The organism is Staphylococcus caeli, assembly GCF_051413795.1.
In the GTDB taxonomy this organism is placed as follows: domain Bacteria; phylum Bacillota; class Bacilli; order Staphylococcales; family Staphylococcaceae; genus Staphylococcus; species Staphylococcus caeli_A.
Window position 1 is genome coordinate 41,122 of sequence record NZ_JBOIRQ010000014.1, and the last position, 23,520, is coordinate 64,641.

Annotated in this window: 20 protein-coding genes and 1 pseudogene; 12 read left to right on the forward strand and 9 right to left on the reverse strand. The window is 34.4% G+C overall.

Annotated features, from left to right (window positions below; all coding sequences use genetic code 11):
• Nucleotides 1-441 precede the first annotated feature (441 nt).
• Nucleotides 442-603, forward strand: a complete 162-nt coding sequence (locus ACSULM_RS08535) for a hypothetical protein (RefSeq protein ID WP_436862100.1) — start codon at nucleotides 442-444, stop codon at nucleotides 601-603.
• A 12-nt stretch (nucleotides 604-615) separates the two neighbouring features.
• Nucleotides 616-1,122: pseudogene (locus ACSULM_RS08540) on the forward strand (haloacid dehalogenase type II); the annotation flags it as partial.
• A 127-nt stretch (nucleotides 1,123-1,249) separates the two neighbouring features.
• Here the strand turns inward: ACSULM_RS08540 and ACSULM_RS08545 are convergent.
• Together ACSULM_RS08545 and ACSULM_RS08550 are read right to left on the reverse strand one after the other, a co-directional pair.
• Nucleotides 1,250-2,419, reverse strand: coding sequence for an ArgE/DapE family deacylase (locus ACSULM_RS08545; protein WP_436862102.1), 1,170 nt, complete (start codon nucleotides 2,417-2,419; stop codon nucleotides 1,250-1,252).
• Nucleotides 2,420-2,528: 109 nt separating this feature from the next.
• Nucleotides 2,529-3,026: an N-acetyltransferase family protein gene (locus tag ACSULM_RS08550; protein ID WP_436862104.1), complete on the reverse strand. Its 498-nt coding sequence runs from the start codon at nucleotides 3,024-3,026 to the stop codon at nucleotides 2,529-2,531.
• Between the two features lie 212 nt (nucleotides 3,027-3,238).
• Here ACSULM_RS08550 and srtA point away from each other — a divergent pair, with 212 nt between their 5' ends.
• Nucleotides 3,239-3,841, forward strand: a complete 603-nt coding sequence (gene srtA / locus ACSULM_RS08555) for a class A sortase SrtA (RefSeq protein WP_436862106.1) — start codon at nucleotides 3,239-3,241, stop codon at nucleotides 3,839-3,841.
• Between the two features lie 171 nt (nucleotides 3,842-4,012).
• On the opposite strand, the gene ACSULM_RS08560 is transcribed toward srtA, so the two are convergent.
• Nucleotides 4,013-4,702 (reverse strand): N-acetylmannosamine-6-phosphate 2-epimerase, encoded by a 690-nt coding sequence (locus ACSULM_RS08560; protein WP_436862139.1) that lies wholly within the window; start codon nucleotides 4,700-4,702, stop codon nucleotides 4,013-4,015.
• A gap of 137 nt (nucleotides 4,703-4,839) precedes the next feature.
• On the opposite strand from ACSULM_RS08560, the gene ACSULM_RS08565 reads away from it, so the two are divergent.
• On the forward strand, nucleotides 4,840-5,637 hold the full coding sequence (locus ACSULM_RS08565; protein WP_436862108.1) for a MurR/RpiR family transcriptional regulator: 798 nt from the start codon (nucleotides 4,840-4,842) through the stop codon (nucleotides 5,635-5,637).
• Nucleotides 5,638-5,710: 73 nt separating this feature from the next.
• Here ACSULM_RS08565 and ACSULM_RS08570 read toward each other — a convergent pair whose 3' ends face one another.
• Nucleotides 5,711-6,583 carry an ROK family protein gene (locus ACSULM_RS08570; protein WP_436862110.1) on the reverse strand — a complete coding sequence of 291 codons (873 nt, stop codon included), beginning with the start codon at nucleotides 6,581-6,583 and terminating at the stop codon, nucleotides 5,711-5,713.
• Between the two features lie 261 nt (nucleotides 6,584-6,844).
• Between ACSULM_RS08570 and ACSULM_RS08575 the strand changes: the two genes are divergently transcribed.
• The 5 genes from ACSULM_RS08575 to ACSULM_RS08595 all read left to right on the forward strand — a co-directional run bounded on the left by ACSULM_RS08575 (nucleotide 6,845) and on the right by ACSULM_RS08595 (nucleotide 11,769).
• A complete protein-coding gene (locus tag ACSULM_RS08575; RefSeq protein WP_436862112.1) occupies nucleotides 6,845-7,726 on the forward strand; it encodes an N-acetylneuraminate lyase in 882 nt (293 codons plus the stop codon).
• Nucleotides 7,727-7,751: 25 nt separating this feature from the next.
• On the forward strand, nucleotides 7,752-9,281 hold the full coding sequence (locus ACSULM_RS08580) for a sodium:solute symporter (protein ID WP_436862114.1): 1,530 nt from the start codon (nucleotides 7,752-7,754) through the stop codon (nucleotides 9,279-9,281).
• Nucleotides 9,282-9,437: 156 nt separating this feature from the next.
• A complete protein-coding gene (locus ACSULM_RS08585; RefSeq protein WP_436862116.1) occupies nucleotides 9,438-9,968 on the forward strand; it encodes an NAD(P)H-dependent oxidoreductase in 531 nt (176 codons plus the stop codon).
• 187 nt (nucleotides 9,969-10,155) lie between these two features.
• Entirely contained in the window at nucleotides 10,156-10,956 is an 801-nt protein-coding gene (locus ACSULM_RS08590; RefSeq protein WP_436862119.1) for a Cof-type HAD-IIB family hydrolase, read from the forward strand.
• A 153-nt stretch (nucleotides 10,957-11,109) separates the two neighbouring features.
• Nucleotides 11,110-11,769, forward strand: a complete 660-nt coding sequence (locus ACSULM_RS08595; RefSeq protein WP_436862121.1) for an NAD(P)H-dependent oxidoreductase — start codon at nucleotides 11,110-11,112, stop codon at nucleotides 11,767-11,769.
• Nucleotides 11,770-11,816: 47 nt separating this feature from the next.
• Here ACSULM_RS08595 and ACSULM_RS08600 read toward each other — a convergent pair whose 3' ends face one another.
• The 5 genes from ACSULM_RS08600 to ACSULM_RS08620 all read right to left on the reverse strand — a co-directional run bounded on the left by ACSULM_RS08600 (nucleotide 11,817) and on the right by ACSULM_RS08620 (nucleotide 18,908).
• Nucleotides 11,817-13,268: a glycoside hydrolase family 1 protein gene (locus ACSULM_RS08600; protein ID WP_436862123.1), complete on the reverse strand. Its 1,452-nt coding sequence runs from the start codon at nucleotides 13,266-13,268 to the stop codon at nucleotides 11,817-11,819.
• A 22-nt stretch (nucleotides 13,269-13,290) separates the two neighbouring features.
• On the reverse strand, nucleotides 13,291-14,721 hold the full coding sequence (locus tag ACSULM_RS08605; RefSeq protein WP_436862125.1) for a 6-phospho-beta-glucosidase: 1,431 nt from the start codon (nucleotides 14,719-14,721) through the stop codon (nucleotides 13,291-13,293).
• A gap of 17 nt (nucleotides 14,722-14,738) precedes the next feature.
• Entirely contained in the window at nucleotides 14,739-16,721 is a 1,983-nt protein-coding gene (locus ACSULM_RS08610; protein ID WP_436862127.1) for a beta-glucoside-specific PTS transporter subunit IIABC, read from the reverse strand.
• A 329-nt stretch (nucleotides 16,722-17,050) separates the two neighbouring features.
• Nucleotides 17,051-17,875: a BglG family transcription antiterminator LicT gene (gene licT, locus ACSULM_RS08615; RefSeq protein WP_436862128.1), complete on the reverse strand. Its 825-nt coding sequence runs from the start codon at nucleotides 17,873-17,875 to the stop codon at nucleotides 17,051-17,053.
• A gap of 226 nt (nucleotides 17,876-18,101) precedes the next feature.
• Complete coding sequence (locus ACSULM_RS08620; RefSeq protein WP_436862130.1) at nucleotides 18,102-18,908, reverse strand: VOC family protein; 807 nt, start codon at nucleotides 18,906-18,908, stop codon at nucleotides 18,102-18,104.
• Nucleotides 18,909-19,087: 179 nt separating this feature from the next.
• Between ACSULM_RS08620 and ACSULM_RS08625 the strand changes: the two genes are divergently transcribed.
• The 3 genes from ACSULM_RS08625 to ACSULM_RS08635 all read left to right on the forward strand — a co-directional run bounded on the left by ACSULM_RS08625 (nucleotide 19,088) and on the right by ACSULM_RS08635 (nucleotide 23,426).
• Nucleotides 19,088-19,633: a tubby C-terminal domain-like protein gene (locus ACSULM_RS08625; protein WP_436862131.1), complete on the forward strand. Its 546-nt coding sequence runs from the start codon at nucleotides 19,088-19,090 to the stop codon at nucleotides 19,631-19,633.
• A gap of 255 nt (nucleotides 19,634-19,888) precedes the next feature.
• A complete protein-coding gene (locus ACSULM_RS08630) occupies nucleotides 19,889-21,661 on the forward strand; it encodes an ABC transporter ATP-binding protein (protein WP_436862133.1) in 1,773 nt (590 codons plus the stop codon).
• A 1-nt stretch (nucleotide 21,662) separates the two neighbouring features.
• Nucleotides 21,663-23,426, forward strand: a complete 1,764-nt coding sequence (locus tag ACSULM_RS08635; RefSeq protein ID WP_436862135.1) for an ABC transporter ATP-binding protein — start codon at nucleotides 21,663-21,665, stop codon at nucleotides 23,424-23,426.
• The last annotated feature ends 94 nt before the right edge of the window (nucleotides 23,427-23,520 follow it).

A 23,520-nucleotide genomic window follows, 5' to 3' on the forward strand; every position in this document is an offset into this window, starting at 1 on the left:
TAAAGACACTGCCTGAAAGTGACTTTAGTTCTCTTTTTGATGTGTAGAAAACATACACATTGTAGAATGCAGTTTTATATCATTTATTAAATGGGTGCATAAAGTTTAATTCTGGGAATGGAATATAACTATGATGATTAACGGCATATTACTTAGCCACGATATAAAACTTACAAGCATTCTATAATATAATTATATAACTTAAAATGAATATTTACAATGTAAAATATTAACGTCGATATAATTGATAGTTATTAAAATATATCAATTAATTTGAAATTGTTGTCATTAAAAGGCATCTTCTTATTAAAATGGATGACAATGTGAACAAAATAATAAGTTTTGGTAATGAATTTAATATTTAAGTTAAAACGGTTTTAATTATTTTCATTTGTGATAAAGAATAGGAGTATTTGATATGACAATAGAAGGGCGTGTTTAGTGATGTACAAAGCGATTATTTTTGACATGTATGGAACGATATTTGATATGCGTTCAATAACAAAGAGCATGGATCAATTTGATGAACAACAAGCAACTTCTATCGCTAATTTATGGCGCAGAACACAATTAAAACATATGTTTTTAAAACAAATTATGTAACGTTATGTTCCATTTGATGATTTAACGAAAGATGCACTTCGTTATACGTTGGACGAGCATGAAGTTCAATATAATGATGAAGATATTCAAACGATATTTGAGGCATTTTCAAATTTAGAATATTATAGAGAAATACCGAGAACGTTCTCGGATTTAAAGGATAAAAATATAGATATTGGTGTGTTATCCAATGCTAATGATAATATGTTAATGCCTTTAGTCGATCATTCTGAAATCGGTGGATATATTGATACAGTCATGAGTGTCAATGAAGTAAAACAATATAAGCCGAGCCATGCGAGTTATGCATTGATATTAAAATATTATCAAATGAAGCGTGGAGATATTTTATTTGTTTCAGCTAATTCTTGGGATGTTACAGGAGCGGCAAATTTCGGATTTGATACGGTATGGATTAACCGTCAAAATAGTCACTTTGATTTTAATGGACAATTACCTTCAATAACTGTGCACAGTTTGAATGAATTAGTTAAGTGGTTGGAAATGCAACACAAGTAAAAAATAAGTCACAGGTTAGGGAAGTGTAATTAATGTGTAGCTCGTTTTAAATATAGAGAGGGAATAGTCGGCGGCTAAAATTAACTTTGTTACGCCGGACTATTCCCTTAATTTATATCAGTTTGTATTAGTTTGTATTATTTAAATATTGCGGTAATAATTGTGTATATAAATTGATGAATGTTAAATAAGTGTCTTTATAAACGTACTCATCAACTTGGTGTGCTTGACCTGTTTCACCTGGGCCATACATCACAAATGCAAACGACTTATCTTTATCCTTCATTAGGTAAGAGGCATCTGTAGTTGCTGTAGATGAAGTAACGTCTAAATCTCTATTAAAATATTCATCACCTAATGATTTTGTTAATTTTAGGAAGTCATTATTACCAGTAGTATAAACTGGATTACGGTTGACATACGGATTAATTGAAATGTCTCCATTAGATTCCTTAGCTACTTTGTCTTTTATCTGATTGAAAAGGTCTTCGAATTTTGTATTATCAAAATCTGGAATTGTACGCATATTAAACAATGCTTCTGAAAATTCTGGAATAGAATTAACTTGGTCGCCGCCATTAATGACAGTAGCATTCATCGTTGGTGTACCTAATAATTCACTGTGTATGTCTACTTTGTTATATTCAGCATTTAAATAGTGAATGAAATCTACAAGTGGATTAATCGCGTTAAATCCTAAATCTGGCATTGAACTATGTGCTGATTTTCCTTTAGATGTAACACGGATATCCATTGTTCCTTTATGAGTGTAAACAATGCCATCTTGGGAAGGCTCAGCAATCAGAAGCGCAGCTACATCATCCATGTAGCCTTTATCATGTAAGAGCGCTGCACCATTACTTGTAACCTCTTCACCAGCCGTAGCCATGAAACGAATGGTACCTTGTTTTAAACTACCTGCAGCTTTAATTTCAATTAAACTAATCGCCAATGCAGCGAGCCCAGATTTCATATCCGCTGAACCACGACCATGTAATTTGCCTTCACTATCTTCAGTGAGCTTAAATGGATCGTAATGCCATTGATCTGTGTCACCAGTTGTTACAACGTCCATGTGACCTGAAACGCCAACTACAGGCTTCCCATTACCTATCTCAGCTACCAGATTAGCGCGTGAATCTTCACCATCTAATTGTAAGATTTCTGATTGAATATCATATTTCTTGAAAAGCTGTTGTAAGTAATGTGCGACATCGAGTTCTTTTTCGTTTACAGATTGAATTTCGATAATATCTGATAATATTTTGACACGTGCTTCATTAGTAAGTACAGACATGCAAACACTCCCTTTTCTTGTTATACATTCATCTCTACCACTTTAATGATTTTTCAAAACTTGAGTGAAAGATATCGATACGAGTGTATTGATAGGGTTACTGATTTTATTATGATATTTTACTAACATCTAACTGATAAAAAGCCAAATCTAGCCAGTTATCAAATTTATAGCCAACATTTTGTATTGTTCCAGAATGCTGGAAGTTAAATTTTTTATGCAAATAAATACTGCTATCATTAGTAGCATCAATACCCGCGACTAATGTTTTATATCCTTTATCGTGTGCATCTTGGATAATTGTTTTAAGTAATTGAGATGCAATCCCTTTGCCGCGGTGTTGTTGATCCACATAAATAGAATGTTCAATGGAATATTGATATGCTGGCCAATCACGAAACGATCCATATGTAGCAAACGCAACAGCTTTACCTGCTTCTTCATATACAAAGATAGGTTCGTTATTTTTATTTTTTTGTTCAAACCAAAGTGTACGTGATTCAAGTGATTGAGGTTCATAGGTGTATACTGCAGTTGTATTTAAAATAGCGTCGTTATAAATGTCTAAAATGTTTGGTAAGTCTGAAGTATTTGCTAGTCTAATCATATAAGTCCCATCCCATCTAGTAATTTAAATATTTGTATTAATTATTGAACTACTATTTTTATAATGATGCAAATATGTGGTAGAAAAGTTAACAATTATTTGATTTTGATATCATCACATTTAAGTTGAAATTGATACAATGCATAGACGTAATTATGCTATACTGACTATGAATTTAGATGAAAGTAGAAGTGAAAGGAAGTTACATAAGTATGAAAAAATGGGGTAACCGTCTCATTACAGTTGTGGGTGTGTTATTAATTTTGACGGCGATTTACTTATTTGCTAAACCGCATATTGATCAGTATTTTACTGCAAAGGATAATGAAAATAAGATAGAGAATTATGATAAAGAAACAGCGCAACATAAAGAGAGTAAACCTGAGATTCCTAAAGACAAATCTAAAATGGCTGGATATTTATCAGTGCCTGATGCAGATATAAAAACGCCTGTATATCCTGGACCAGCAACGCCTGAACAGTTAGACAGAGGTGTCAGCTTTGCAGAAGCTGATGAGTCATTAGATGATCAAAATATTTCAATCGCTGGGCATACCTATACAGGTTCATCGGATTATCAATTTTCAAATTTACCAGAAGCTAAGAAAGGTAGTAAAGTATATTTCAAGGTAGCAGGTGAACAACGAAAATATAAAATAACAAAAATTTACGATGTGAAACCGCAAGATGTCAAAGTGTTAGACGAACAACCTTCTAATAAAAAACAATTAACTTTAATTACGTGTGATAATTATAATGCGCAGACTGGTGAGTGGGAAGACCGTAAAATATTTGTGGCACAGGAAATAGCATGATTTGAAGATGATTCTTCAAATGAGATAGAGGTAATAGATGGGCTTTAGCTTAGGTAAACTTATTCATGCTAGTCATCTTTGCTAGAATAGGGCGATTATGTATAAGAAATACCAATAGAAAATAACGTGAAAACAGAGCTAGGATAAAAATCCCAGCTCTGTTTTCTATTATTAATTAAATATATTTACAAAGCGTTTTGTAATATCTTTTGGACGAGTGATTGCACCGCCAACAACGGTACAATGAACGCCGAGTTCCGTTACACTTTTATACATTTCAGGTGTAATAACGTTACCTTCAGCAATAACTTTTGCATCAACGTGCGCTAGTACATCTTTTAAAAATTGGAAGTCATTCTCATATAGGATATGACCTTTAGTGTAACTCGTATAACCGCGTAACGTTGTGCCGACATAATCAAATCCAAGTTTGTCAGCCGTTTGCGCTTCCTCTAATGTAGAAATATCAGCCATGATTTCTACTTGAGGTGCTTTTTTACGAATATACGTAACCAATGCTTCGAGTGATTCCTTCGGACGCGTTTGTTTTGTCGCATCTAAAGCAATAACTTCACATTTACTTTCAATAAGTTCATCAACTTCTTTGCTTGTTGCTGTGATGAAGACGTCAGAATTCTCATAGTCACGTTTGACGATGCCAATAACTGGAAGGTCAACTTCTTTCTTGATTTCAATAATATCCTCTTTAGAATTTGCTCTGATACCTACAGCACCACCTTCATATGCTGCTAATGCCATTTTCGACATAATAAATGATGAATGTAATGGCTCATCGGGTAATGCTTGGCAAGAAACAATTAATCCTTGTGGTAACATATGTACACACTCCGTAACTTTTATAGATTTAGTGAATTTAGTTGTATATGATATGTATTTTTAATATAACACTAAGAAAATATTAATCAATAGTTTTCATTGATGTGAAAAATATTTTCATTTATACTGTGTTTAAATAGTTTGCGAAGGTAGGGGTATGTATGAAATTTGATAACCGTATTCAACGTTATCACCATTTATTTACTAAAACAGATAAACAAATTGTCGAATATATACAGAATCATAATTTTGATGATTCTTTTTCTACGATAAATTCATTGGCATATGCGATTGGCACGTCACCGGCAACGATTACGCGCTTTAGTAATAAGTTAGATTATGATAATTTTCAGGATTTAAAATTTAATCTACAACAGGAAATGACCGAAAAGGTAATTGAAAATAGTCCATTAATTCAACGTATTCATAAATATCATCAAGATATTATTCAACAAACTGGGGAATTTATTTCAGACGAAAAAATCAAAAACTTTGTAAATCAAATTATGCGAAGTAGACAGATTATCTATGCTGGTTTAGGAAGTTCGGGATTATCTGCGACAGAATTTTACTATCGTATGATGCGTATGGGACTGAAGGGCAATGTCTCCACTGACGCCCATCAAATGAAAATCTTTGCATCTCTACTGACGACAGCTGACACATTTGTGGCTATCTCGAACAGTGGGGAAACAGCAGAGCTGATTGCAGCAGCAGAAGTTGCACATGCACGAGGTGCTTATGTTGTTGTAATCACGAACTTTGAAGGGAGCACCTTAACCAAGTGTGCAGATTTAGTGCTTATCACAACGGATCAATCACGAATTAATGATACGAGATTTATTAATACACAGATAGCAACGTTATTTTTAATTGATATTGTAAGTTATGTATTATTAGATGATGAATACATGCACAATGTGTATCAACATACCAAGAAAACGATATTAAATGAATAGTAGTTATATACGAATAAAAAACGCGTTTCTATCAGTACACATATGACTTCTGATAGAGACGCGTTTTTTAAGTTTAAAATCGTGATACTGCACCGAAAAGAGAGGCATGGTTTTGCGTTTGTGTGGTGTGAATATGCGCATAGCCATATTCAGGTGGCAAGAATTGTTTTATTTTTGGAACGATATAATTCAATAAAGTTTCACCTTGAGCAGAAATGCCACCACCAATTAAGATGACACCTGGATCGTAAATGATTTGAATTTGGGCGATGCCTTCTGCAACATCAAAGCTCCATTGCTCTAAGATATTTAATGCAAGTGGGTCTTGTTGTTCGGCCAATTCAAATAATTTCGGTACATCATCTTTGAAGTGAAAGTCCTGTTCTAGCATACGTGATTTGAGTGCTGATGTGGAGGCGCGTTGTTCGAATGTTAACTGGTCTGAATGACGATATAATAAGTAGCCAATTTCATTTGCGCGGTGACATTCCCCATTGTATAACCCTAATGATTGATTATAAAATGCTCCGCCAATGCCTGTTCCTAGTGTCAGACAAAAAATATTTGCAGCATCATAATGATGGAATTGCAATTCACCTAATAAAGCTGCATTCACATCGTTAAAGACATCAACTTGAGCATTAAGTGGCGCTAATAGTTCGTGAAAGTTTGTGCCTTTGAAATTAGGAATTGTTGGACCAGTATAATCAACAATGCCATTCGTTTCATCAATGACACCTGCACTAGAAATGCCAACATACAATGGTGAAAGTGCATGTTTATTCTGAAATTGTTCAACAATTGCATACACTTTATCTACTATAAATTCATTTATATTATCAGGTGTGGCAATCTTTTGATAGTCTACAAAATTCAACGTTTCGTCTAAAACTGCCGCTTTAATATCGGTCCCTCCAATATCAATTGCTACTTTATAATTCGTCATGTGGTTCGTCCTCTCGTATTTTATTCATTAATAGGTGTATCACTTTTTAATTTAAAAGTGAAGTCATAATAATTATGAAAAATATTTTCATCAAATTTTAGTATAAATGATGAATTTTTTCAAAATACTATTGATAGTCTTTGTGGTAGCGTTTACAATTTGAACTGTAAATAGCAATTTACGCATCGCTTTGAGATGTTAATCGTGTTCATGGAGCACATTTTAGGATACAAAGACTGAAAATATATGGAGGGTTATCTCATGGAAGAGAACTTAAAAGGATTATATGCCGCATTATTAGTACCATTTTACGAAAATGGTCAGGTAAAAGAAGAGGGCTTAAAACAAATTGCCAAAAATGCTATCGAAACAGAAGGATTAGATGGATTATATGTTAACGGTAGTTCTGGTGAAAATTTCTTAATTAGTAAAGAACAGAAAAAACAAATCTTCAAAGTGGCCAAAGAAGCAGTGGGCGACGATGTGAATATGATTGCGCAAGTAGGATCATTAGACTTAAATGAAGCAATCGAATTAGGAAAATACGCTACAGAGTTAGGTTATGACGCAATTTCCGCAGTTACACCGTTCTACTATCCGTTCTCTTTTGAAGAAATTAAAGATTACTACTTTGAATTAATTGAAGCTACGCAAAATAACATGATTATTTACGCGATACCTGATTTAACGGGTGTTAATATTTCAATTGAGCAATTTGGTGAACTATTTAATCATGAAAAAGTAATTGGTGTGAAATATACAGCACCGAACTTCTTCTTATTAGAAAGAATTCGTAAAGCATATCCGAACAAATTAATCTTATCTGGTTTCGACGAAATGTTGGTGCAAGCAGCAATTTCTGGTGTGGATGGCGCCATTGGATCAACATATAACGTAAATGGTAAACGTGCTAGACAAATTTTTGAAAAAGCGCAAAGCGGCAATGTCGCTGAAGCATATGCAATCCAACATGAGACAAACAACATCATTGAAAATGTATTGTCTATGGGGATTTATTCTACGCTCAAAGAAATTTTAGCATCTCGTGGTATTGATGGTGGTGTTCCTAAACGTCCATTCAAGCCGTTTAATGAAGAAAATAGAAGCAAATTGGATGCACTCATAAAAGACTACAATTTATAAGACATCATGTAAGGGGATGAATTAAATGGAGCAGGTAGGTTTTGGTATTTGGAACTGGGTCGCAGTTATTGTTTATCTTGTAATTATGTTATTGGTAGGTGCATATTTTACAAAACGTGCAAGTCAAAACACAGATAGTTTCTTTACTGCTAGTGGACGTTTGCCTTCATGGGCAGTCGGGTTCTCTATCTATGCAACGACATTAAGTGCAATTACATTTATGTCGACGCCTGAAAAAGCCTTTTTAACTGATTGGTCATATATTGCAGGTAATATCGCTATTGTTGCGATTATTCCAATATTGATTTATTTCTATGTGCCTTTCTTTAAAAAATTAAAAGTTACATCAGCATATGAGTATTTGGAGGCGAGATTTGGTCCAAGTATTCGTGTGATTGGTTCATTACTCTTTGTACTGTTCCACTTAGGAAGAGTTGCAATCGTAATTTATTTACCAACTCTAGCGATTACAGCAGTTTCTGATATTAATCCATATGTAGTGGCGAGTTTGGTAGGTATTTTATGTATACTTTACACGTTCCTTGGAGGGTTTGAAGGTGTAGTATGGAGTGATTTCATTCAAGGTGTGATTCTGTTAGGTGGTGCAGCAGCTATCATCATCTTAGGTGTGACACATATTCAAGGTGGCTTAGGTACAGTTGTAGCTGACGCCCTTGAACATAAGAAAATTTTAAGTGCAGATAACTGGAAATTTAATGCGGCAGCTGCAGCTATTCCAATTATTTTCTTAGGAAATATTTTCAACAACTTACATCAATACACAGCAAGTCAAGATGTAGTACAACGTTATCAAGCATCTGAATCCATGAGTGAAACGAAAAAATCATTATGGATGAATGGGGTATTAGCCTTAATTTCTGCACCATTATTCTATGGAATGGGTACAATGTTGTATTCTTTCTACCAACATGAAAGTGCGTTACCTGAAGGTTTTAACACATCTTCAATCGTACCTTATTTCATACTTACAGAAATGCCACCATTTATTGCTGGTTTATTAATTGCTGCTATATTCGCAGCAGCGCAATCAACGATTTCATCAAGTTTGAACTCGATTTCTGCATGTTTGTCAGTAGATATTAAACATAGATTCTTTGGTAAAGGTAAAGAAAAAGACGAGGTTACTTTTGCTAGATGGATGATCATATTATCAGGGTTCTTTGGTTTCGGTATGTCTATCTATCTTATTGCAGCAGATTCAAATGATCTATGGGATCTATTCTTATTAATCACAGGTCTTGTAGGTGTGCCATTAGCCGGTGTATTTGCGGTAGGTATCTTTACTAAACGTACAAATACGGTTGGTGTATTATGTGGTTTAATCTTAGGTATTATCTTTGCATACATCTTTAATGGTGTCGGTGGAGGCAACTCACCATTCTTTGTATCAATTATTTCATTCGTAGTAGCCTTTGTATTCTCTTATATTATCAGTCTCTTTGTTCCAGATAAGAAAAAAGATATTACAGGTTTAACGATTTTTGATATTAAAGTGAAATCTAATTATGTTTCGAAAGTACATGTGAAGAAATAATAATATATAACCCATAGAATCGAAGACGATTTTATGGGTTTGTTTTTGGGCTGAGTTCTTAATATTTTTTCAATCACTAAGTAAATTATTTTGAATTTGAACTCTAGAAGTATAATATATAGCTATTAAATTTGTCACAGAGTGAGGGAAAGTTGTATGTCTACATTAGTAATAATTGCACACCCAGATATTAGTAATTCAACAGTTAATAAAAAATGGCGCGACGCTTTATCTAAAGAAGGCGAATCAGTGACAGTTCATGAAATTTACCCTGAGTATCCACATGGACGTATTGATGTTGAAAAAGAGCAACAATTAATCGAATCGCATGATCATATTATTTTCCAATATCCGTTATATTGGTATAGTTCACCCCCATTAATGAAACAATATTTGGATGAAGTCTTTACCCATGGTTGGGCGTATGGATCTAAAGGGAATGCTTTAGCGGATAAGAAGATTGGCTTAGCAATTTCAATAGGGTCTATTGCTGAAGCGTATGAACCTGAAGGTAATGTTAAATTTACGATAGATCAATTAGTAAGTCCTATGATAGCAACGACACGTTTTGTCAAAGCAAATTATGTAGGTGCACACAAATTATATAGTGCATTTACCATTACACCAAGTCAGTTAGAAGATAATACGCAGACTTATTTGGATTTTGTTAGACAATTAGATAACTAAATATAAATAGATTCTATAAGTGGAAGTAGTGCTTGATATTAAGACAATATGTATGTCGATGTCATTGCGCTATTTCCACTTTTTACTTATCAAGAAGAATCATACCTCAATAGATTTACTTTGAATCAAGCACTATTGTCGATATAATAAGGACATACATACACTTAGAAAGATTTGAGGGGACATTATGATAAAAGCAATTGCGGTCGATATGGATGGTACATTTTTAAAATCAGATAAGACTTACGATGAAACACGTTTTGAAAAGATTTTCCAACAATTAAAGGCAAACGAGATTAAATTTATAGCAGCGAGTGGAAATCAATACGCTAAACTGAAATCAATCTTTGGTGAAAGAGACATGTATTTTGTGGCTGAAAATGGGGCAGTCATTTATGAAGGGGAAACTCTATATGATCATCAAGCGTTTGATCGAAAATTGTATCAAGAGATCGTAGATTATTTAAATATTACACGTGTCATGAATCATTTAATTGTATGTGGCTTGAATAGTGCATACATTTTAAAAGATAATCCAGAATCATTTAAAAAAGATGCACATTTTTACTATCGCCAATTGGAGGAAATCGATTCGTTACAAGATTTACCGGAAGATGATTATGTGAAAATTGCTTTCAATATTAATAGACAAACCCATCCAACATTAGATGAGGATCTACAGAAACACTTTGATGGGAAATTAGAATTTGTGTCCAGTGGGCGTGATAGTATTGATATCATCATTCCAGGAGTAACAAAGGGTCATGCATTGACACGTTTATTGAAGATATGGAATCTTGAGGCGGATGCGTTAATGGCATTTGGTGATGCCAATAATGATTATGATATGTTGAAATTAGCAAAACATAGTTATGTTATGGAAAACAGTGATGATAAATCATTATTTGATGTGGCTAATCATGTAGCACCTTCTAATGATCAACAAGGCGTCTTGAGCGTCATTGAATCGCAGGTATTAAATAAATAGCATCTGATTGCTGATGATGTAAGCGACGTGTACTTTCAATAGAATGAAGGTACACGTTTTTAGTTATACTTTGAACATATTATTTTAATAAGATATACAATATGGCTATACTAACTAATATAAAATTAATATGAAAGGTAGTGGATGTAAGCAATGACAAAAATGCAACAAACAATATTAGATGCTTTTCATTTTAGACATGCGACAAAACGTTTTGATGCTAATAAGCATATATCTGACAGTGACTTTAATACAATTCTCGAAGCGGCTAGACTTTCACCAAGTTCACTTGGATTAGAGCCGTGGAAGTTTTTAGTGATTCAAAATCCAGAACTGAGAGATAAATTGAAAGCAATCAGTTGGGGTGCGCAAGGACAATTAGAGACGGCGAGCCATTTCGTATTGATACTCGCACGTAAAAACGTGACGTCACAGTCTCCGTATGTACAACACTTGTTGCGAGATGTGAAACAATATAGTGCGGACAGCATTCCTGCTACTGAAAAGAAATTCGACAATTTCCAAACGAATTTTCACATTAATGATACAGACTTATCGTTATTAGAATGGGCGAGAAAGCAAACATATATTGCACTTGGAAATATGATGACAAGTGCGGCTTTATTGAATATAGATTCATGCCCAATCGAAGGCTTTGATTTAGATGCAGTTACAGATTTCTTAACTGAAGAAGGTATCCTAGATTCAGAGCATTTTGCTCCTTCTGTTATGGTCGCATTTGGTTACAGAGAAACGGACCCTAAAGCGAAAGTACGCCAATCACAAGATGACATTGTTGAATGGTTAGAATAAAAAATAAACCTTGGTACAGTCATTTGAAATGTACCAAGGTTTTATTTTTATAATTCTTGAGCATTTGTATGGATTAAGTTTTTATACCATTCAAAGGAATCTTTTTTAATACGTTGTTTTGTTCCATTACCATAATCATCTTGATCTACATAGATGAAACCATAACGCTTAGTCATTTCACTTGTTGACATAGAGATTAAATCAATAGGTCCCCATGCAAGATAGCCCATTAAATCAACACCGTCTTCAACAGCGCGTTTTGCTTCAGCGATATGTTTTTGTAAATAATCGATGCGATAGTTATCATGAATTTGACCGTCTTCCACGACATCTTTAGCACCTAAACCATTTTCTACAATAAATAATGGTTTTTGGTATCTATCCCATAATTCATTAAGGACGATTCTTAAGCCGACAGGGTCGATTTGCCATCCCCAGTCAGAAGCCTCTAAATAAGGATTTTTAAGACTGTTCATTAAGTTACCTTGTGTTGTTTCGCCTTCAGGAGAAGTGGATGACAACATAGACATATAATAACTAAAGGAAATGTAGTCGACAGGATATTGTTTAATAATCGCTAAATCAGCATCTGTAATATCTAAGGAAAATTGGTTATCAGCTACAAATTTTTTGAAATAATTTGGATATGCACCAAGTGCTTGGACATCTGTATAAAGTAAATTCATTTGATCTTCTTGTTGTGCTTTCAAGACATCTTCAGGATTACAAGTATAAGGATAGTGTTTCATACGTGCGAGCATACAACCCATTTGCGCTTGAGGGATGATTTGTTTTAATTTTTTAGTCGCTAATGCAGAAGCAACAAATTGATGATGCAATGCTTGATAAGATGTTTCTAATGGATTTGCTTCTTTATCAGAGATGATTCCACCACCAGTAAATGGCGAAATATTGATGATATTGATTTCATTAAAAGTCATCCAATACTTTACCTTATCTTGATAGCGATTAAAAACAGTTTCTGCATAATGTACAAAATGGTCAATGACAACTCTATTTGCCCAACCGTTATACTTTTCTGTGAGACCAAATGGTGTTTCGTAATGGCTTAATGTGACAACGGGCTCAATACCATAGGATAATAAAGTATCAAAGACATCGTCATAGAATGCGAGCCCAGCTTCATTCGGTTCTGTTTCATATCCTTTAGGGAATATTCTAGACCAGTGAATCGACATTCTAAATGCTTTGAAGCCCATTTCTGCAAAAAGTTTAATATCTTCTTTGTAAGTATGGTAGAAATCAATACCTGTACGTTTAGGAAAATGACCTTCATGTTTACCTGAAAGAACCTTTTCGATATGTTCAGAATTAATCTCCATATGATTATCACCAGTACGTTGTTCTTTAGGTACATATTCAATGAAATCTGCCGCTGATAGTCCTTTTCCATTTTCATCGAAAGCACCTTCAATTTGATTGGCAGCTGTTGCGCCACCCCATAGGAATGATTTTTTAAATCCTTGTGTAGTATGCATTGCATAGTCCTCCTTCAATAAATTAGTATGTTAAATTTTCACCGTTACTTTGTATTACTTTTTGGTACCAATAGAACGAGTCTTTGCGACTACGTTTTAATGTACCTTGACCATGATTATCTCGATCAACATAGATAAAGCCATAACGTTTTTTCATTTCACCGCTACCTGCAGATACGATATCAATACATCCCCAAGATGTATAACCAATCAATGGGACGCCATCTTTAACAGCTTCAATCATTTGAGCAAGATGTTCACTTAAATATTTAATACGATAAGTATCGTGAATCGTTCCATCTGTTTCAACTTCATCGATCTCACCTAAACCATTTTCTACGATGAATAATGGTTTTTGGTATCTATCATAGATTTGATTCATAGTAACGCGTAAGCCAACTGGATCAATTTGCCAGCCCCAATTAGAAGCCTCTAGGTGTGGATTTTTTAAAGATGCAAAAGCATTGCCAGCTGCTTTGTTTTTATTGATTTCTGGATCGCCACTTTCCAATCTGCTTGAATAGTATGAAAATGAAATATAGTCAACTGGATACTGTTTTAGAATTTCATCATCGCCAATTTCTTTTTGAAGTGTTACGCCTAAATCATTAAACATGCGGTCGCTGTAAGCAGGGTATTCACCACGTGCCTGAACATCTATAAAAATATACTGCTCTCTATTTTTAGAAAGGGCAGCCATTACGTCATCTGGATGATTTGAGTTCGGATAGACTTCGCCGGCAGCTAACATACAGCCAATTTGATTCGTTGGATCAATATCTTTTGCAATTTTTGTTGCTAAACTTGATGCAATCAATTGATGATGGGCAGCTTGATACATGATTTGATTTTTATTATCGGTATCTTTAATCATCAATCCGCCACCAATATATGGTATGTGTAAAATCATATTAATTTCATTATGTGTAATCCAATACTTAACACGATGGCTGTAACGTTTGAATAACACAGTTGCATAATTGAGGAAATAGTCCACTGTTTTTCTGTTGTACCAACCGCCATAATGTTCAGCAAGATAATAAGGTGTATCAAAGTGATTAATCGTTATAATAGGTTCTATACCATAGTGTTCTAACGTATCAAATACTTTATCGTAAAATGCAAGACCAGCTTCATTCGGCAATGATTCATCGCCATTAGGGAAAATTCTTGGCCATGAAATAGAAAAACGTAACGCTTTAAAGCCCATCTCAGCAAATAGCTTAATATCTGATTCATACTGATGATAAAAATCAATCGACTCGTGACTAGGATAGAAATCAAAGTCTTGTTTAAGACCTTTAACTGGATTAAAGAGTGGTTCTTTACGTGCTTCACCAGCTGGCAACAAATCGACTAAGCTTAATCCTTTTCCATCTTTATTATACGCGCCTTCTACTTGATTGGCAGCGATTGCGCCACCCCATAAAAAATCTTTATTTAAAATTGTCATCGTTGCGCCTCCTTAAATTAATAAATGACTGAAATCAGTGCATCGTTTTGACTTACTTGTGCTTTCGGCTCAATTACTATATCTTTTGTGTTATTTGTATTCGTAATTACAACCATTACTGTGTCATCAAAGCCTTGTTCTTTTATGATAGAAGAATTGAATTTGACTAAAGGTTGCCCAACTGAAACAGTGTCACCTTGACTAACACATGCATCGAATCCATTACCGTTAAGTTTGACTGTATCAATACCAATATGAATGAGTACTTCTGTACCATTAGCTGATTTTAGACCTACAGCATGACCTGTAGGGAATAAACTTTCTACAGTGGCGTCGAAAGGAGCAACAACTACATCGGAATCCGGCTTGATTGCAATGCCATTGCCCATCGCAAGTGAAGAGAATACTGGATCTGACACTTGTTCTAAAGGAATTAACGTGCCAGTCAACGGTGAAGACAAGAAGTCATCTTCAGATAGGTTAGTAGTATCAGTTTCGATAGGATTTATTGATGTATTGCTTGTATTTGTTTGTTCGTCTACTGAATCAACATTCATTTCAGATGCAGGTGCAGTGGCTTGTACCAGTTGCTCCTTTTTGTCTGAATGCACAAGATAACCAACGACAACGCTCACAATTAACGCTAGTATGGATGCGATTACTATTAGCCAAACAGTTGAGTCTAATCCAGCTTCACCGATGAAAGTTGTATATCCAAAGATACCTAATCCCCCCATGAAATACATTTTAGTGCCAGCAAAGCCTACGAATGCACCAAATATACCAGCAATAATACAACTATAAATAAACATTTTCTTACGAGGTAATGTTATACCGTAAATCGCAGGCTCAGTTACACCGAAAATGCCTGAAATTGCAGCAGGTAATGATAAAGATTTTAATTTAGTATTTTTAGTTTTTAAGAAAATACCAAAGACGATACCTGTTTGTGCAAATGAAGCGGCAAATATTAACGGATTGATAATGTCATAACCTGTGGTTGCAGTGTTATTTATCATAATCGCAACTAGACCCCAATGTAGTCCGAATATGACAAAGACTTGCCAGAAAGCACCGAGTAGTAAACCAGCCAAAATTGGACTAAGTTGATATATACCGAGTGCTGCTAGACCAATCCAATTTGCAATCCACGAAGCAATTGGTCCAATAATTAAAAATGTTAATGGGACGATAATAAGCAATGTAAAGAAAGGAACCAAGAATGTTTTGATGACATCTGGAATGATTTGCTTTAATCGTTTTTCTAAAATACTCGCAAAATAAACAGCGATGATAATAGGGATAACGCTTGAAGTATATGTCATTGAAATGACTGGAATACCTAAGAATGTCATGTTTGATTGAACTTCAAATAACGTGCCTGCAAAAAGTGTCGTTGCACCTTTAGCACCCAATGCCATTGCATCGACAAATACTGGATACACAAGTGCAGCACCAATTGCCATGCCTATAAAGTGGCTTGAGCCAAATTTTTTAGCTGCAGTTAATCCTAGAAATACTGGGAAGAAGTAAAAGAGTGCATCGCCAATTCCGAACAAAATTTGATACGTACCAGAACTTTGACTTAACCAACCGAGTGCTAAAAATAGGGCGGCAAAGCCTTTGATCATACCTGCTGAAACTAAGATACCTAAGATTGGCTGGAAGATACCAGAAATCAAATCAATAAAGCGATTTAATAGGTTTTCTTTCTTTTTGGCTTGTCCGGTATCTTCAGCAGTTGTATGGTCGTTTAAATTTGCTACATGGTTAATCGCATCATAAACTTCGCTGACATGGTTACCAATAACAACTTGGTATTGACCGCCAGAGCGCATTACGGTTACGATGTCATTATTATTTTTTAAATATTCTGTATCTGCCATGTCTTCATCTTTTAATTTAAAGCGTAGGCGTGTAATACAATGGGTTAAACTGTTGATGTTCTCCACACCGCCAACTTTATCTATAATATCTTTTGCTAATTGTTCATACTTCACTGTAAATTCACCTCAATTTTCATTTGTACTATCTAAGTTATGAATTGAGCAGTTTATCGTTATACGGAATTATAGTCTTTTGATTGTGGCCACGAATATAATCAAAGACACGTAAACCCGAGATGATAAGTAACTTCATAAACTTAAATAAAAACGCAAAAAACCCAGAACAATACACACGATGCCTAAGGGTACCGTCATGCATTACTCTGGGTTTTGCCTACTTAAAGTTACAACCCCAAACGTTTAAATAGAACGTCTAAAGTAACAATATATAAGTTTGACTAATATTGTAGCGCTTACATAAAAATTTGTCAACGCTTTCACAATTATGTCAATAATCTTGCAATGTGTAAAATAAGATAAACACGTTCATCATTAGACAAAACATGATTATAGTGTTTTTTAAGAAAATCAGAAATTTTATCTACACATTCATCAGATTTAGTATGTTTTTGCTGTAGCATTTGTAGTAGTGAATCATCTGTAACGTCATTTAAAGATTCATGATTGATTAATCGCTGACTAAAAAATTTTAGGTGTGTCATAAATCGAGAATAGCTTAAGCCTTCTTCGTCGATGTGTAAATTAAAATGATAACGTACTATATCTAAGATACTTTTAGTTATTTTTGTAATTTCATAAATGTTCGCAATATTTTCATCCATACTAGCGTTCACAATATGCATGGCAATAAAACCAGCTTCATCCTTAGGTAAATGAATATCAAAACGTTCATTGATGGTTGCAATTGCTTTTAAGGAAAGTTCATACTCTTGAGGATAAAGTCTATGAATTTCATAAAGCAGGGGGTTTTTAATAATATGCCCTTCACGTGTGCGCTTTATAGCATAGTCAATGTGATCTGTCAGTGACACGTAAATAGACTCAGACATGGGTTTTTCATACAATTGCTTAGCTTGCACAATAATATCTTGTGCCATCATTATCACATTCTGATCAATTTCATTCAGCAACGTGAGCATGCGTTCCTGTTCTTCGCTTGTAAGTCTAAAAACTTTATCGATTTTATCTTTGTCTAGCGTTTGACCATTTTGCTTTCCAAAAGCAATCCCTTTTCCCATTACAATACGTTCTTCATGATTAATTGTGGAAATAACTACATTGTTGTTAAGTATTTTCGTGATTTTCATGATAATAACATCCCTTATTTATTAACTTATTAATAAAAATAATTATATATTAAATATAGATGAGGATTCTGTCATAAGTCAAAAAGAACACTTTTATAAAATAATCTAGCTAAAGTCGCCGTAAATGATTACTTTATAAAAGTGTTTGAGTATGTGGTAGTTTAAGTATGAATTTTATAGCGATATTACTTCGTACTTGAAAATGCATTTTAAGGATGTATTAAAGTCATTTATCAGCGACAAGGGATGAGTTATTGTGGATTGCTATTTCGAATCCTTCAGGACCAATTAAAGTTTCTGATTGTACATTCGGTTTATAAATGTCAACATGTGCTAAACCTAAACTATGATTATTATCTTCACGTTGTGCATTAGATTGCCATGTATTGGCTGCAATGTGATGGTGATATTGCTGTGTAGACATAAACAGAGCTTGTGGGAAATCAGAAATATGTGTGAACCCAAGTTGATTAATATAGAAATTGTGTGCCTCTGCTAAGTCAGCCGTTTTTAAATGTAAGTGACCGATTTTAGCGTGGTCTGGCATACCTTGCCATCCACTTTCACTACGTTGGGCGATTAAATCATTGGCATCGACTTCAAGTGTATCCATTTTCACTTTTTGCTCATCCCAAATCCACTGTGTATGAGGGCGATCATAATATACTTCAATGCCATTTCCTTCAGGATCTGCAAAATATAATGCTTCGCTCACAAGATGGTCACCACCGCCTACTTGAACGCCTAAGTTAGAAGCGTGATATAAGAAATTACCTAAGTCTTGTCGTGTGGGTAATAAGTATGCCAGATGGAATAAACCTGCTTCTCTCATAGAAGGGCGTCGTCCATCTTCAATTTGTTGTAAAGTTAATGTATGACCGTGTTTACCAATTTGAAAAACGACATGTGTGTTTGATTGTTTATTAATAGATAATCCTAAAACTTGTGTATAGAAATTTATCATATTTGATAAATCTGAAACATTTAAAGTGATATTTGTAACTTGTGTAGCTTGTTGGTTATGAAATGTCATGTGCTTGCTCCTTATCCGTGGTTCATGTATTAATAATAGGTACAAGTAGAATATTAGTATAAAAAATATACTAAGTCAATATAAAGTATTTGATTATGATACTTAATAGTGTATTGTGTACTTCTTTTGTATAATGAAACTATGCAAAAGTGAAAAAATAAAAGCTTAGGAGCGTTTATATGGCACATTATTATTTTAAAGAGAATTTTTTCAATGCGTCAAAATCGGCAATTGATGTATTCAATGCCAATGATGAAGCGGTCTATACGTTACAACTTTTTTATACATCGACTGCACAAGAAACAATGGCCTATCTTGGAAACACTAAACAAAATTTTGAAATTACAGATGGTAACGACACATATCGTGTCTTACAAGAACGTACAATAAGTGGTGCAATCAAGACACCATTTAAAAAGGTATGGCAAGTCGAGAAAAATGGTGAAAGTATTGGTGAATTCCGCTCTAAAATAGGGCTCAAACCTACAATGCTGTTTGAAGGAAATAAAGGAGACGTACTCAAATATCAATCTGGTTTTTTCTCAAGAAGTGTACAAGTGACTGATGATCATCATAATCTTATGCAAACAAAGTCTGAACGATTTAAGTTAGCATCACGTCACGATATAGACATTGAAACAGAAACCTATCATCCAGCGATGTTGATATTACTGTTCCAGGTGTTTTATGAGTATCAAGAGCAACAACGTAAAAATTCAAATTAGTGATATTGAGTCTGGGGCATAAGTAGATGTCTCAGTCTTTTTGTCGGAGTGGGACAAGGAAAACTTTTTAGAAAAATTAGGTTTCTGTTTCACTTCTTTTTTGAGAAAGCCCTTGGGTTCTTTTTGGTGTAAAATACCATTTATATTTACAGAAGTTGACTTGTGGTAAAATATGAACATAACAATGTAATGGTTTTAATTTTTTTAAATAAACAAGACCATCAACATACATATAAAGAAATTGGAGGTGGATATATGAACGTATTTTTAAAATTGGGGTGGTTTTTCAAACAACAAAAAGGGAGTTACATCATTGGCTTAATTACCTTACTCCTAATTGCGATCATTGAAATTGTACCTCCTCAAATCATAGGACGTACTATTGATGAAATGACAACGAGTAAATTAACACCACAAAAACTAATAATATATCTTATCCTATTAGCAATCGTTGCGATCATTACATATATTCTTAGATACATATGGCGTTTATCCATATTCGGCACTAGTCAGAAGCTGGGGAAAATTTTGAGAACATATCTCTATCGAAAGTATACTGAAATGAGTGCCATTTTTTTTCAAAACAGACGTACTGGCGACTTGATGGCACATGCTACGAATGATATTAGGGCAGTACAAAATGCAGCTGGCGCTGGTATTTTAATGATTGCTGATTCATTAATTACCGGTGGGACAGTTATTATAACGATGGCAGCAACAGTAAGTTGGAAATTAACATTGATCGCCATGATTCCACTACCATTTATGGTGTTGTTGACGAGTATATATGGCTCATTATTGAGTAAGGGGTTTAAAAAAGCGCAGGCAGCATTTAGTAAATTAAATGATAAAACGCAGGAAAGTGTTGCTGGGATAAAGGTCACGAAAACATTTGGCTATGAAACGAGTGATCAAGCAGATTTCAAAGCATTGAGCGATGATGTTGTAGCGAAAAATTTGAAAGTATCCAAAATAGATGCACTCTTTGACCCAACCATTACTATAGTCATTGGTGCTAGTTACTTTTTATCAATTGTCTTTGGTGCCCAAATGGTCAGTCATGGGGATATAACATTGGGACAGTTAATCACATTTACTACATATTTGGGTATGCTGGTATGGCCATTGCTGGCGCTCGGTTTATTTTTTAACATTATTCAAAGAGCGAAAGCCTCATATGAACGTATTGATGAGATTGGTCAAATACCCAATGATATTGATACAACTTATAAATATGATGTGCAACCACACGGTGATATTACTTTTAATATTGAACGCTTTAATTTCCCAGGAAATGAAACACAGGATATACGTGATATTTATTTTACAATTAAGCAAGGAACAACGATTGGTATTGTTGGTAGAACGGGTGCTGGTAAAAGTACGCTTATCCGATTATTACTCAGAGAATTTGATACACAACGAGCTGAAGATATTACGTATGGTGGTGCGCCAATCCGTGATTATAAAATTGAAAAATTGCGTGCACAATTTGGATATGTACCACAAGAACATTTTTTATTTTCGACGACATTGCGTGACAATATTGGCTTTAGCCAGGAATCCGTAGAAGATAAACAGATTTTTGAAGCGAGTCGTTTGAGCTATATACATGATGATATTATGTCATTTACAGAAGGGTATCAAACCGTTGTAGGTGAGCGCGGTGTATCATTATCAGGAGGACAAAAGCAGCGTGTGTCAATCGCAAGAGCACTGCTAGTTAATCCTGAGGTGCTTATTTTAGATGATGCGTTGTCGGCCGTAGATGCACAAACAGAAGAGGCAATATTAGCCAATCTTGAACAACTGAGACAGGGGAAAACGAATATCATTACAGCGCATAGAATGAGTGCCGTTAAACATGCAGACCTTATTATTGTTATGAATGAAGGGACTATTGTTGAACGTGGCAATCACGAGACATTGATGCAAGAACAAGGATGGTATTTCGAAACGTATCAATCTCAAGTGTTACAAGATCAACTGAATCGCAACTTAGACCAATTGACGAAAGGGGATGAATAATATGACTGAGCATGCAAATTTAACTGCCAAAGAACAAGGCAGTGCGCTAATCAGGTTATTTAAATATACATTACCCTTTAAATGGACAATTGGCTTGGCATTTATCACGTTGTTAGTGTCGACGATAGCTAGTATGTTGACGCCATATATGGTTAAGATATTCATCGATGATTACTTAACGCCACGTCATTTTCCTAGAGATACTATGATTTGGCTTATGGTTATCTTTATAGCTATTCAAATCGTTGGGGCACTCGCACTTTATTTTAGTCAATATTTATTCCAATATTTGGCATTTAAAGTAATTCAACAATTGCGTATTGATGCATTTAATAAATTGGGGAAACTGGGGATGAAATATTTTGATAAAGTACCTGGTGGTAGTATTGTTTCACGCTTAACGAATGATACGGAAACGATTGTAGATATGATTGTGGGTGTCTTTGCAACATTTATTATGGCATTATTTATGATGGTTTCCAGTTATATCATGATGTTTATATTAGATGTCAAATTAGCATTGATTGCCTTAGTGTTTCTACCAATTATTTTTCTTATACTTGCAACTTATCGAAAGCATTCTGCATATTTATTTTCAAAATCTAGGCAACGTCTATCCGATTTAAATTCAAAATTGGCTGAATCAATCGAAGGTATGAAAATCATACAAGCCTTTAACCAAGAACGACGTTTGAAGCGTGAATTTAATGACATTAATGATGAACATTATCAATATATGTTGAAGACAGTGAAATTAGATAGCTTGTTATTACGTCCAGCCATCAGTTCTATTTCAATATTTGCAGTTGTAATGATACTAGGATACTTCGGGATAATTAGTTTTACTACTGGTATAACGGCAGGTATTGTCTTTGCATTTGTTCAATATATGGAACGATTTTTTGAACCGATTAACCAGGTCAGTCAAAATTTAAATATTTTACAACAAGCACTTGTTTCAGCAAGTAGGGTGTTTGCACTGATTGATGATGATACTTATGAACCACAACAACATGCACAACAGCATTTAGAAATTGTAGATGGTAAAGTTGAATTCGAACATGTCAGTTTTAGTTATGATGGACAGACGGACGTATTAAAGGATATTAGCTTTACCGTAAATCCTGGAGAAATGGTAGCACTTGTAGGTCATACAGGATCTGGGAAAAGTTCAATTATAAATTTATTCATGCGCTTCTATGAATTTACACGGGGCGATATTAAAATCGACCATCATTCTATAAAGTCGATACCAAAAACAGAGTTGAAGTCTAAGATAGGCTTGGTCTTACAAGACGCTTTTATCTTCTATGGAACGATTACTTCAAATATCAAACTGTATCATCCAACGATGACATTTGAACAGGTGCAAGCAGCAGCAACCTTTGTACATGCGAATCATTTTATTGAAAAATTGCCTAACCAATATGAATATAAAGTGATTGAAAAAGGTAGTGCATTTTCAAGTGGAGAACGTCAATTACTTGCTTTTGCAAGAACAATTGCTACAGATCCCAAAATATTGATACTTGATGAAGCTACGGCTAATATTGATTCGGAAACGGAAGCGCAAATTCAGACATCATTAAACGAAATGAGACAAGGACGTACGACGATTGCTATTGCACATCGACTTTCTACCATTCAAGATGCTGATCAAATTATAGTACTCAATAAAGGAGAAATAGTTGAACGCGGTACACATAATCAATTAATTGAACAAAAAGGCATTTACCATAATATGTATTTACTACAAAATGGATAATATAAACATACTAAGATTAGCTATGAAGAAATCTATGACGATAGATTTTTTCATAGCTATTTTTTATAGTTATAGAGAGGAGTAGATCGTCCAG